Raw genomic sequence first — 13,592 nt, 5'->3', positions numbered from 1 at the left:
AAAAAGATTGTAACGAAAAGCGGGACGATGTTTCCAAAAATGCCAATTGTTTCTGCTTCTCAAAATTTACTAAAAAACTGTCTTAACACCTACAAGGTTTCGAAAACCTTGCAGGAGCGCGAACGTGTTATTCTATAATCGCTTTTTTATCTAAATCTTTTCCTTTTTTAACCGCTGTTTTCACATTATTCAAAACATTGTTTTTCAGGAAAACATTTTTGGTTTCTTTTCCATCGGCTTCGATAAAAATATCGGTTTCATTGAATGGAAAATTGTTGTTGATCAATGTATTTGAAACGTTGTCTAGTTTAATAACTGGAACTCCTTTTATAGCTGTTGACGAACCAACGTTGTCTAAAATAACATTTTTTGAATTGGATATTTTGAAAGATGAACCGACTGTTGCATTTACTTTTACATCATGAAATTCTACATCTGTTGCCGTGCTTACCGTAAAACCTTCTTTCCCATCCATGTTGATGTTAGAGAAAGTAATGTTTTGAATCGGCATTTCGGTAATTCCTAAAATCTGTCCGGCTTTGTTTACGTTTGAGGCCGTGATGTTGCTCATGTGAATGTTTCTGAAAATTGGCGTTTTCTCGGTTACTGGCTCAACTGTAGTGCCTTTGTCGTAGAATAGACTCAATACGATGGCTTCTTCTTTGATGTTTTTCATGACGATATTGTCGACGCGAATATCTTCTACCACTCCGCCTCTTCCGCGAGCTGATTTGATACGGATGCCGCGATCTGTTCCGTCAAAAACGCAATTTGAAATCGTGATTTTTTTGATACCGCCTGACATTTCGCTTCCGATTACTACTCCGCCGTGACCGCTTAACATAGTGCAGTTTGTAATGGTAACATTTTCTGTCGCTTTTCCGTATTTACGTCCGTCGCCGTCTCTTCCCGATTTGATTGTAATACAGTCGTCTCCAACGCTGATATGACAGTTTGAAATATGCACATTGGTACAAGAAGAAGGATTAATCCCGTCAGTATTTGGAGAATGCGGATTAAAAATCGAGATTCCAGTTACGGTTACATTATCGCAAAATTCTGGATTGATTGTCCAGAATGGTGAATTTTGGAACGTCACGCCTTCGATCAAAATATTTTTACAGTTGTAAGCCTGAAAGAATGATGGTCTGAAGAATTTCTTGTCAACGGTTCTTTTGTAATATGGTTCGGTGTATAGGCCTTTGTTTTGCTCTTCCCACATGGTTTGGTATTTGGTTGGAGGAAGCGGTTCTTTTGCAGATTCAATTCTGTAGACTTCGTTCCACCATGCTTTTCCTTGTCCGTCGATTATGCCTCTTCCTTTGATCGTGATGTTTTGCTGATCTTTTGCATAAAATAAAGGCTGGAAAGATTTCATTACAATTCCTTCGTAACGCATTTCAACGTACGGAAGATAGTCATCAAAATTTTCTGAAAACTTTAAAACTGCTCCAGAATCTAAGTGAATTGTGATGTTGCTTTTTAAGGTTAAAGCTCCTGTTAGGTATTCCCCAGCAGGGAAGAAGATGGTTCCTCCGCCGTTTTTAGATGCTTTTTCGATTGCGTTTTGGATGGCTTGAGTGCATTTTTGACCTTTGTTGTTTCCGCCTTCTTTTAGGATGTTTATCCAGCCATCTTGTGCGAAGGTTGTTAGGCTGGTTATGAAGCAGAGTATGATTAGTATGTTTTTCATTGTTGTATTGTTTTTTGATTTCACGCAGATTTAAAAAGATTAAAGCAAATCGAGCAGATTTTTAAAATTTAATCTGTGCAGATCAGCTAAAATCTGCAAAATCTGCGTGAAATATTTTATTCTTATTTTTTGTCATTGCGAGGAACGAAGCAACCACATTTACAAAATAAAACTTTGCATTTTTATGGTAGTGAGGTTGCTTCGTTCCTCGCAATGACCAATCTATATGGTTACTTTGAGGTTAAAATCAAAACCCAGTCATTGCCATCTTCTTTTTTTCCTGCTGGCTGGAAGTTTTGAGTTCCTTTATTGTCAAATGTTCCGATTTTTGTTTTCTTACCGTTTCTTGGATTGTACCAAGTTGCTTCGAATTTATCTCCGGAAATTTTGCCTAGTTTTACTTCTATTATTCTTCCGTTGTAAGTGTATAATAATGCATACTTTTCTCCTCTTATTGCCGGAATATAATCGTATTTTTCTCCTTGGTTAACTACTAATGAAACATCTGGAGTTCCTTCTAAAAACGGAAATTCTTCCATCAGCTTTTTAATGTAAACCATTTGTTTGGCTCCTGGCGCATTGATAGCTGATGTCCATAATTCTTTATTTCCATAAGCTGGTTTGTCGCCTTTTCTGAACATTTGCATTACGGCGTTATGTCCGTACGTGTAACCTGCTCCTCCAGATAAAACCGACCAATATCCGTAACGGCGTACGTCGCTTGCTGTCCATTTAGGTTGCAAAGTATCGTGGAGACCATGTGGAATATTTTCGTAAGATGGCTCGCCGTCTAATGTTGGTTTTGTTGGTTTTAACTCGAAATCTCTAAGAACGAATTTGTAATTGTCTTCTTTGAAATTTGTTTTACTAGAATCCTGATCATATCTTCTGTGTCCGGACTGAAACATATTGAAATCAAGCCATTTTGCATTATGAAAATTCTCTGATGAATCGGTTCTTCCGAACGGATGGAAAGTCACTAACTGTTCTGGATTGTTGGTTTTTAAAGTGTTTCCGATGGCATTCCAGATATCCTGAAATTCGTTTCCGTGTGTGTCACCGCCGTTTAACCAGATTACGTTTGTTCTGTTTTTATATCTATTAGCTAAGAATTGAGCGTATTCTGTTGCCTGCTCTTTGCTTACTTTGTTTCCTTTTGAAACGTTAGTTCCCCAAACCGGAACCATTGCAACGTAAATTCCGTTTTTCTGAGCCACGTCTAAAGTATAATCTACGTGATCCCAATAATCGTATTGTTTTGCATCTTTAAAATCATTTCCTGCCGTGATCAATGGTTTTGAAACATCTTCGTTTATTAATGCTGGATCGCCGTAAACATTTACCGCATTAATATTATGCAAAACCATGACCTGAACGACATTGAATCCTTTGTCTTTTCTGTCTTTGAAATATTTCTCTACTCCTGCTCTGTCCAGTTTTCCGAATGCGAGCCAGCCTGTATCGCCTAGCCAGAAAAATGGTTTTTCGTTTTCAGTTACAAAATAATGCTGATTTTTAGATACTTTGATTTGAGGCAGTGCTCCTTTTGTTTTGGCTTGCGAGAATCCGCTTTGTGCTGTGAGCATAAAGGGAATGCAAAGGGCGTATAAGGATTTAATTTTCAGATTCATTTTGGGTTGTTTTTGAATTGTGTTCTTATTTTTTTTGCCACGAATTACACTAATTTCTCGAATTTCTTCTTTGCTATGTCTTTAATGTTTCACGCAGATTTTGCTGATTTTAGCTGATCTGCGCAGATTAAATTTTTAAATCTGTTAGATCATCTGCTTTGATCTTTTTAAATCTGCGTGAAAAATATTTACTCTCGCAGATTTGGCAGAATGAGCAGATTATTTTTTAATAAAATTCGTGCCAATTCGTGTAATTCGTGGCTAACTTTTTTTCACTACAAAAAGCACTTTTTCTTTTATCTCGGCTTGAGGGATTGTGATTTTTTTTCCTCCGCTGATGTTGGCTTTTTTGGTTGTATCTCCTGTTGAAGCATTGATTGCGAATACTTCAAATGTTCCTTTTTCGTTTGATAAATCGATTGTAATATCCTGGTCGTTTTTCAGATAAAATAAATAGCTTTTTCCTTTGTTTTCTAATTTCCAAAGATTGTCTGAAAACGTATTTCCGTCAACCAATTTCATTTCGCTTAAAGCGGCATAAAACTGAGGCAGTTCGATTTTTGGAATGTTAGGCAATGAAGCTCCCGCCATTAAAGCCGGCCAGCCAAATCTTGACGAACCGTCTGTTGAATATAAAACTACTTTTTCAGGATATTTTTCGCGGTATTCTCTAACGGCGCGATACACCTGATTGTCGGTTTCTTTTCCCGTTTTCATTTTTCTGGCGTGCTGTCTTGGTGCTAAATTCACACCTCCTTGTGGCGCGTAAGCTGAACCGTCTTCTTTGTAATACCAATATCTGATGTCTATTACATCAACGGTTTTGTTTCTTTTAGCATCATTTAAAATAGCGTCCTGAACATCTTTCGTAGCACTCAATCCAATTAAGCCTTTTTTACCCGTTTCATCTTTCCATTTTTGAGCCTGGTCGATCCAGAATTCCATAAAGTGAAGCGGACCTGTATATTCGGCACTTGTTAACTGAATTACGTTGCTGTTTTCTTGAAAGTTTTCGAATGATTTTCTAATGAAACCTTCGTGCAATTTTCTTCTTTGCTCATTCGTAATATCGTAAAACTGTTCCGCCATAAAAATACGTTTGTCTCCTGCGTACGGCGGCGGCTCTGGAAATCCTGAATTATTAATATTGTTTGCCGAACGCCAAGGCGAACTTGCCCAATGCGCTCCAGCCTCTAAAATATTGTGCTGAAAATATTGCTGATTGATTAACAATTGTCCGTTTGGTTCTGACAATGTTGCAAACTGCGCTAAACGGTTCCAGTACCAATCGTTGAATTTCGTTAAATCGTATTTACTTAAATGATCCCAAGCCAAATCCTGTCCGCTTCTCGCGAAAGGCTGTTCGTAAAACGGAGGCCAAACATCGGCATCAAATCGACGTACGCGTTCGTGATCGTCCATACGGCGCTCGTACCATAATCCATAATTGTGTTCTAGGGCAACGATGTTATTTTTTGTCAAATAATCTACCGTTTCCTGAACTTTATCTGTCAGTCCGTTTCCTGTTCTCCCCGGTACAAAACGGGTTAAATGCGGTGTCGATTTTTTTACGAAATCATCCGTAAGATCTCCTCTCCACCATGCTACATTGGTTTCTTTTCCTGCAATTAATTTTCCTTCAAAAGTCAACAAACCGTTTTCCACAACCACTTTTGAAGTTGACGTTTTAGCTTTATTTTCTGAAGCAACTTTTAAATCGTTAGCATTTTTAAGTTTCGAATTGTTTGTGTCTATTGGGTTTTGTTTCGAAACTTCTGCAATCCATTCTGGTAAACTTTTCGCTGTTGTTGCTGAGTTTTTAGTCAGTTCCTGCGCTACTTCGATTGTTGGACTTGAAGAAGGTTCTGATCCTAAATCATAAATAAATGCTGGTGAAGGTAATTTTCCTAATCTGTTTTCTAATTGCGTGTAAAATAAACTTCTCGGACTGATATGTCCGTTTACGTCTTTCCAGTGACCGTTTCCTCCAAATTGTCCCCAAACTCCAAAAGCCCAGTTTTGTGCTGTTGGCGGACTGTAACATTCTACTTTTGAAGCCGATGATTCCCAGATAACAGAATTTGCTGCTGTCCATCCTGCGCCTCTTCCTGCCTGTTCTCTGTTGTTGTAGCTTAATGCTTTTCCGTCGATATTGGCAATGTCGAATAAAACTCCAGTTGCCCAACTTCCAATCGCTCCGCTGTTATCAAACGGAAGATGCGATTCGCACTGCACGAAAGCATTTGGACCCGTTGTACCAAATCCGCCCACGGCAAAATCATGATAGCCAAATTCGGAATAACAACGCTGGAAAAGGGTCTGCTGACCTTCTGTATAAAAAGTATGTCTTCTGAATGAAGCGATTTCAGAAACAGGCTCTGTCGCAATACAATCTTCAACCGTAATCTGCTGACTTGTTTTTAAAATCGTAACTGCTCCGCCTGCAAAATGTTTGAAATTCACTTGCTTTACCCAAGCATTTCTAGTATTTTCTATACTAATTGCCTGCCATCTGTGTTCTTCATCTTTTAAATTTGAAGCATTAAAAGTCGATTTTATCAGCATATTTTCAACGCCGATATGCTCAATTCTTCCTGCCCATGAATAAACGGTAACTTTTGAAGTTCCAAAAACATCGTCTAAAGACATCGTTATTGGAGCACTTATCGTTACTTCGTTTCCGTTGATTTTAGTAACAACGCGATTCCAAGTTGTAATCCAGTCTCCTTTTTTCCAGCCAATCCATGAAGTTTCTCCTCCGAAGTCCTGCATGTTTACTTCTTTAATGAAATTATCCGTTAAAGGTTTGCTGATTTCGATTTCGTCTCCAACTTTTAATTTTGATGTGCTTTTTAATTGGATTTTCTGAGTTCCAAGCGGAGTGTAAGCATTGTTAAATTCGAAAGTATCTTTATACACTTTATCGTTTACACCCAAAATTCTAATCAATGCTTCCCTTTCTAAACCTGTTCCTAGAAGTACGGTTCCGTTTTCGGTGTTTCCGCTTCCGCGAAGTACAACTCCCGATTTTCTGATGTATAAAGTGCCGCTTACTTTGAAAGTTCCTTTGTCTAACAAAACAGCTCCGCGAAAGCCTTTTTTATCTGGTTTTAAACCGCTTACATAATCTATCGCATTTTGAATTTTCTGTGTGGCGTCTTCTTCCTGCTTCGAAACAAAAATCTTGTTCTCCAGATTCGGAATTGCTTTTTCTGATGCCATATAGCCCGCAAAAGAAAAATCCACAATTTGATTTCCTTGATTGTCTGTCGTGAAGGTAAGTTTTCCTTCTTTGGTTTTTACAATATCTGGGAAAGCAGTTTGGGCTGTGGTACTTATTGACATAGCAAAACACATTATTACTAATGTGTTTTTGAAGCAAGGGATTATATTTTGTTTAGTGAAATTCACTTTTGAATAATTTTAGATTTCTGAATTTAGATTTTAGATTTTCTAAAGTTAAGTAATTCCGTAATTTTTGTCATTTCGATTTCTATGATGGAACCAAATCTTTTTTTTCTGGAGCTAATCCCGCTATCCGTTCCAATCTTTTGTTTTTTAAAGAAAAAAACAAAAGGATTTCCACTTCTATCGGGGCTAGGGCAATTATTTTCATAAAAATATTTCCGTTCCGTTTTGTCAGGCTGAGCGGAGTCGAAGCCCACGCAATCTAAATCGTCAATCTTTGTAGAAAAACTTTGCGGGGCTTCGACTCCGCTCAGCCTGACAAACTATACTTTACTTTATGTGATCCTTTTCTTTATTAAACCTGACAGGTTTTAAAAACCTGTTAGGTTTACGTATCTTGAAACTATTGAACCAAAGATTTTACTTTAGCCAATGTATCTGTATTATTCTCCAATTTCGTCCAATCTACTTTTTGGTTTGGATCGATGTTGTTGAAATACTTTTCAATGTTTGTATAACCATCTCCGTTTGAATCTTTATTAGCGTCTGAAGCGTCATTTGGGTTTAAACCAAATTTCTTTTCCCATGCATCTGGAATTCCGTCGTTATCCGAATCTTTATACGCTTTTCCTTTGTAAGTTGGGTATCCGCCAACTTGATCTGGATGCGTAATAATTCCTCTTTTGTATGAATCGGCAGGAAGTCTTCTTTTTACAAATTCTTTTCCAATCGCATTTTCTAAACCGTCTTTCACTTCGATTTTTCCAGTGCGAACTTGTTTCAGAACTCTTTCATCGACAGCATCTCTTTTCGGAATTGTCGCTCCCACATTCGTTAAAACAAAATCATAAGCTTCTTCTGCGCTCATGATTTTAAATGAAGGCATTGAGAATGGTTTTGGCTGTTTGATGGCTGCTAAAAATTCTTTAGTTTCTGCTTCTGGAAGGTTTTCCAATTGCACTCCGCCATTCCAATTGTCTGCCGTAACTTCTGGAGATCCTACGATAAAGTTACCTGAAACGTAAGCTCTTCCGTATTGTTTTGGCTGAATATAACCTGATTCTGGTTTTACAATTCTATGCGAAATAGGCTCATTTACTGGCGTAATTGGTCCTGGTTTAAAATAATTGTTGATGATGTTTAACATCGAACGATAATCGCCTCCGTCCAAAGTACGATTCCACCAATTAAATACTACGTTATTCACAAAATTAAAGTCGCCATACATTCCGATAGAAGCATTTCTAGAAATGTTGTCGGCCCAAAGATTACGCATAAAAGTACTATTTAATCCGCCGATTGTACTTCCAAACGCGTGATTATAAGTATCTAAACCTTCTGCCGAAATCGTGTTTTGAATCGTGATATTGCACGCTGGCAATTTCTCTAATTTTGATTTTTCATTTGCAGCAAACTGATGTCTGTACAATGAAATATTTTCGTCTAATCCCCAGCTTACAGAACAGTGATCAATAATAATATTACCCATTGGGTTTCCGCCTAAAGCATCGTCTCTTCTGGTTACCTCAGTTGCACCACGTCTGAAACGCATGTGTCTGATAATAACGTCGTGTGTGTCAATTTCTAATGTTTCTCCTGCAATACAGATTCCGTCACCTGGAGCTGTTTGTCCTGCAATCGTTACATAAGGCGCACGCATGCTGATTCTTTTTTCGAGTTTAATTATTCCTGAAACATTAAAAACGATTGTTCTCGCTCCAACAGCTTCACAGGCCTCACGAAAAGTTCCTTTTCCGCTATCCGCTAAACTAGTCACTACAAATATTTTTCCGCCACGTCCGCCTTGTGTATAAGCTCCTCCTCCTTCAGCACCAGGAAAAGCTGGAATATCGGCCTGTACAAAATCTTTTGGATAAGAAGCCCAAGGTAAATATGGTTTTCCTTGTTTTGCTTCTTCTTTAATAATGTGATAATTAGCATTCCAAATTTCGGCTAGTCTTTTTTCTTCATCAGCTAAAACAGCGTCTGCTTTTGCTTGAACATCTTTTGGAATTACGGGATATTGGGCATAAGCCGAAGAAACGAGTGAACAAAATGATAATGCGAGTAATGCTTTTTTTAGAGTACGGTTTGGAGAAATATTTTTCATTAGTCCTTAGTAGTTAGTTGGTTAGTCCTTAGTTTTTTTAGTAATTAGTCCCTAGTGGTTAGTCCTTAGTTTTTAGCTAATAAATTGACTATGGACTAAAATCTAAGGACTAAGGACTATTCTTTTTGGCCTTCTTTCTTCGCTTTCTCTCTTGCTTCAACGCGCTCGTGCCAGTCTTTACTTTCTTTATTTAGATCGTAACCTTGTTTGGATAAATAGTTGTTGATTCTTCCTTTGTATTTACCAAACCAGCCGTGTTTTTCTTTAGAAGAACCAGCGTCCATGGCGTGTTCTCTAGCTTCTACCAAAGCTTTGTAGATATAGTCTTTCTGCTCAGCAGTTAAATTCGGAAGCATGTCGTTATAACCTGCAACCGTGATTGGAAGCACGCCATAAGTCATTCCGTCTTTTACTTCTGTGATTTTGTCTTCTGATAATTCTTTACTTAATTTTTTGATGTAAGATTTATGCAGTTTTGCAATTGATTCGTCTGCTTTTGCTTTCAGCTTATCAATTTTTTCGTTTTGTTTTTCTTTCGCTAAAGAAGTATCTTCTTTTACTTTTTTGATTTCAGCATCTCTTCCGTCTTGGATTTCAGTTAAATCTCTAAATTGCTGTGCGATTATATTTGAAACAGCTTTTTCTTTAGCTTCGTTTTTCAAATCTAATTTCGCAACGATTTTAGCTGCTCTTTCGTTGGTAACTTTAACATATTCTGGATCTAAATGCTGTTGTGCATTTAAGCTTGAAAATGCGAAAAGAAGCGATAGTAAGCTGATATTTATTTTTTTTATTGACATCATCTTTATTTTTTTTAATCTCGCAAAGTCGCAAAGACGCAAAGTTTTTATATAAAACTTAAGAAAAAATACCTTTGCGTCTTTGCGACTTTGCGAGAAATTTGTTTAATAAACTTATAAACTCTTATTTTAAGTCTAACAAAGGTCTTACCAAAGTTTCTTTGTTATTCGCTAAATCTTTCCAGTTTACTTTTATCGCTGGATTTACACCGTTGATATAATCTTCGATATTAGCATATCCGTCACCATTTAAATCTCCTTGCGCATCTGATGGATCGTTCGGATTTAAACCGTATTTTTTCTCCCAAGCATCTGGAATTCCGTCTTTGTCTGTATCTACATAAGGTTTTCCTTTGTATTCTGGATATCCTCCAACTTGAGAAATATCTGTAATGATTCCTAGCTTATAAGAATCCATTGGAAGACGTCTGTGTTCGAACTGATAGAAAGTCTTTTTCTCTAAACCTTTTGCATATTCTGGAACTCCAGTTTTTACCGTTCTTACGATTCTTTCGTCAACTTTATCTCTAAGCGGTAATGTTGCTCCTGCATTTTTAAGTACATAATCATAAGTTTCCTGAGCGGTCATAATTTTGTCAAACCACGGCATTGGCATTGGCTCATTAACTCTCATTTTTGGATAATATGCTGATGCTTCTTCAAAAGTCATTAATTCCCCTTTCTTAGTTTCCATTTGCACTCCACCATCCCAGTTATCTTTAGAAACTTTTTCGTTTCCTTCAACTACGTTTCCATTTACATAAGCTCTTCCAAACTCCATGTAATCCAATTTGCTTCTTCCTGCTTCAGGTTTCAAGATTCTGTAGCTGATTGGCTCATTTTTATTGGTAGCTGGTCCTGGCTTAAAGTAGTTATTGATAATGTTGTATTTTGCTGTATAATCTCCTCCATCAATAGAACGATTTACCCAGTTAAACACAACGTTGTTTACGAAATTGAAAATTCCGTTCCATCCAATTGATGGATTTCTACCTGTATTGCTAGACCACATATTTCTTAAGAATGAGCAATTTTCTCCTCCTAAGGTACTTCCAAAAGCGTGGTTATACGTATCTAAACCTTCTGCAAACAAACTATTTTGGATCGTAACATTTACAGTTGGTAATTTTTTATCCGCAGAATTTGGTGTTCCATCGTTATACATGTGTCTGTAAAAAGACATGTTTTCATCTAATCCCCAAGTTGCAGAAACGTGGTCGATGATGATGTTTCCAACTGGATTCCCTCCGATTGCATCATCTCTTCTTCCAACAAAAGTTTCTCCTCTACGGAAACGCATATGTCTAATTACTACATCATGCGTATCTACCCAAATCGATTCTCCTGCCACACAAATTCCATCTCCAGGAGCAGTTTGTCCTGCAATTGTAACGTAAGGTGCACGGATAATTAATGGGCTTTTTAATTTGATAATTCCTGCAACATTAAAAACTATTATTCTCGCTCCGCCTTTTTCGCAAGCTTCACGCAAAGTTCCAGGTCCACGATCGTCAAGACTTGTTACAGTGTAGACATTTCCACCACGACCTCCAAAAGAATACATTCCTCCTCCTTCAGCTCCTGGAAAAGCAGGAATACTTGCCTGCGGTAAATCGGTTGGTCTTGCAGCCCATGGAATATATGGTTTTCCATGTTTTGCTTCTTCTTCAATAACAACTAAAGCTTTCGTCCAAGCTTCATCAGAAAGTCTTTGAGCTTTTTCTTTAATTGCTTTTTCCTGCGCTTGAACTTCTGGACTAATTTTAGGATATTGGGCAAAACATTTTGCACTTCCTAAAAAAAGCAGCGATGATGCGATAAATAATGCGGAATTTTTCATGTTAATTTTTAATTGTGGTAATTCTTTTTAAACAAATCACCTGTATCTTTTGACGAATACAGGTGAAAAGCTTTGTATGTTTTTTGTTTAATAGTCGAAATTTATTCTTGGTAATTGTATGTTCCAGCTGCTCCATTACCATCTTTCCATCCGATAGTTTGTGTCAACCAAGGATTAGCAACCAGAGCAGTCTGATTAAGACCCATAATGTAATAATTTGATCTCCAAGAAATAGGAGTGGCAACGTTACCTACTTGATCCATTGGTGTTGGAGGAGAACGTAACTCAAAATTATTAGTATAAAAAGTCGCCAATGCATTAATTTGAGTTTGGAAGTTTGCAGCATCTGGATCAACAGAAATAGAAGCACGTTGAGAAGCTAAAGGATCTGTGTTAGCAGCACTAGTTCCATTTTTATAATGTAAATAGTTTCCAACACGCTGAGTTCCGTTTATTACTGGAATCCCCAGTTTAGCATTTGTTTGGTCGTTAATTGAAGCATCATCACTGTAAAGCATCCATCTTTGAATATCCCAAAAACGTTTTCCTTCATAAGCTAGCTCTACTCTACGCTCGTATAGACAAGCTTCAAGAGCAGCATATTTATCTCCCAATGTACCAATTCCGTAATTATCTGTAGCAGCAATTCCAACACGTTTACGAATTCTTCCTAGATAAGTAGTAGCATTTCCAATATCTCCTTTTGCAGCATAACATTCTGCAATGTTTAATACTAACTCTGCAAAACGATATTCAAAAATATCTGTTCCAGAAATCTGGAAGTTTGAAGCATTACTTACAGTAGGGCTTGACATTTTACGAATGAAAGCAGGACTTGCTACATCGTTACCCATACTGAAACCGAAAGCAGTTGAAGTTGTACTCCAACGATATGCCCAAACAGTAGGTACCGCTGCTGTCGCCAAACTATTGTTGTAAGGCCAATAACTTCCTGAGAAACCAAATGTTCTGTAAAAACGTGGGTCACGATCTCTAAAAAATAAGAATGGATCATAACTATTTGCAGCAGTCGGTCTTTTTCCGTTAGCCATAGGAAATAAGTCAATCATGCTTTTTGGAGCGTCAACTCCTCCACTTCCTTGTCCGCCTTGGCTCGCTAAACGGATTGATCTTTCCCAAGAGTTATTTGATTGCAAAGAAGGTGTAACTGTAGTACTGCTCGCTAAAAGTTTAACTACAATAGCTTCTGAAATGAATGCGTTGTCATTAACATAAAACATTCTTTCCCAATCTCTAGCAGTTGATCCGTATAAACCGTGTCCTTGAGAAGTTAATTCTGTTTCAGCTGCTAGTCCAGCCGCTAAAGCAGCATCCCAACGTTCTGTAGATGAATCCCAGTTTTTATTGAATAATGGACTTGCGTACGTTAACAAAACACGTGCTTTTTGAGCCATCGCTGCTCCTTTTGTAAAACGCCCATAATCACTAGCTGGCCATTTGCCTGGCAATAAACTTGCAGCTAAATCAAAATCTCCTGTAATTTGATTCACTAATTCCGTTACTGTAGCTCTCGGTATTTTGATTGAAGGATCATCTTTAGATGGAGTCTGAACTGTTGTAACAATTGGAACACCACCGTAAGTACGCATTAAATCAAAATATTGAGTAGCACGTAAATAATACATTTGCCCTTTTATCTGATCACGAAATGTTTGAGGCAAATTAGCTCCGTCAACATCAATTCTTTCCAACATCACATTAATGTCTCTAATTCTATTGTAAGGATCATTAGAAGGGTTTTCAACTAATGTTTTTCCAAAATAACCTGATCCATCAGCGGCATTTTCCAAAGTTATATTTGGATTAATCATTGCAGAGATACCGCCTACTTCTTCCGTATAAGAAGTTTGAGTAGTTGTAAATGATCCAACAAGTGTAGCTGTAGGCGCTTTATAAGCATCGTAAAAATCAAAATATAAGTTATTTACGTACCAATTTACACGTTCTTCACTTTTAAAGAACTCTGCGTCATAATACTTATATTGCTTTTTGTCTTCCAAAAAGTCATCACTGCATGAAACTCCTAATATCATTAAAAGAGTCATTGCTATATATGTACAAAATTTTGCTTTCATAATTGTGTTTTAAT

The 13,592-nt window shown here is 37.4% G+C and carries 7 protein-coding genes; all 7 read right to left on the bottom strand.

Going from position 1 to position 13,592, the window contains the following annotated elements; translation table 11 throughout:
• Window positions 1-127: 127 nt before the first annotated feature.
• Window positions 128-1,693, bottom strand: coding sequence for a glycoside hydrolase family 28 protein (locus tag AC3E9W_RS17285; RefSeq protein ID WP_488769317.1), 1,566 nt, complete (start codon window positions 1,691-1,693; stop codon window positions 128-130).
• 230 nt (window positions 1,694-1,923) lie between these two features.
• Window positions 1,924-3,324: a glycoside hydrolase family 140 protein gene (locus AC3E9W_RS17280; RefSeq protein ID WP_488769316.1), complete on the bottom strand. Its 1,401-nt coding sequence runs from the start codon at window positions 3,322-3,324 to the stop codon at window positions 1,924-1,926.
• 261 nt (window positions 3,325-3,585) lie between these two features.
• A complete protein-coding gene (locus tag AC3E9W_RS17275) occupies window positions 3,586-6,669 on the bottom strand; it encodes a DUF6298 domain-containing protein (protein ID WP_488769315.1) in 3,084 nt (1,027 codons plus the stop codon).
• 466 nt (window positions 6,670-7,135) lie between these two features.
• Window positions 7,136-8,842 carry a polysaccharide lyase gene (locus AC3E9W_RS17270; RefSeq protein WP_488769314.1) on the bottom strand — a complete coding sequence of 569 codons (1,707 nt, stop codon included), beginning with the start codon at window positions 8,840-8,842 and terminating at the stop codon, window positions 7,136-7,138.
• A gap of 116 nt (window positions 8,843-8,958) precedes the next feature.
• Entirely contained in the window at window positions 8,959-9,645 is a 687-nt protein-coding gene (locus AC3E9W_RS17265; protein ID WP_488769313.1) for a DUF3826 domain-containing protein, read from the bottom strand.
• 121 nt (window positions 9,646-9,766) lie between these two features.
• Complete coding sequence (locus tag AC3E9W_RS17260) at window positions 9,767-11,482, bottom strand: polysaccharide lyase (protein WP_488769312.1); 1,716 nt, start codon at window positions 11,480-11,482, stop codon at window positions 9,767-9,769.
• Window positions 11,483-11,583: 101 nt separating this feature from the next.
• On the bottom strand, window positions 11,584-13,578 hold the full coding sequence (locus tag AC3E9W_RS17255; protein WP_488769311.1) for a RagB/SusD family nutrient uptake outer membrane protein: 1,995 nt from the start codon (window positions 13,576-13,578) through the stop codon (window positions 11,584-11,586).
• Window positions 13,579-13,592 lie beyond the last annotated feature (14 nt).

The sequence above is a fragment of the Flavobacterium sp. 38 genome, from assembly GCF_057799715.1.
This window is presented reverse-complemented; position numbering and strand designations above follow the sequence as displayed.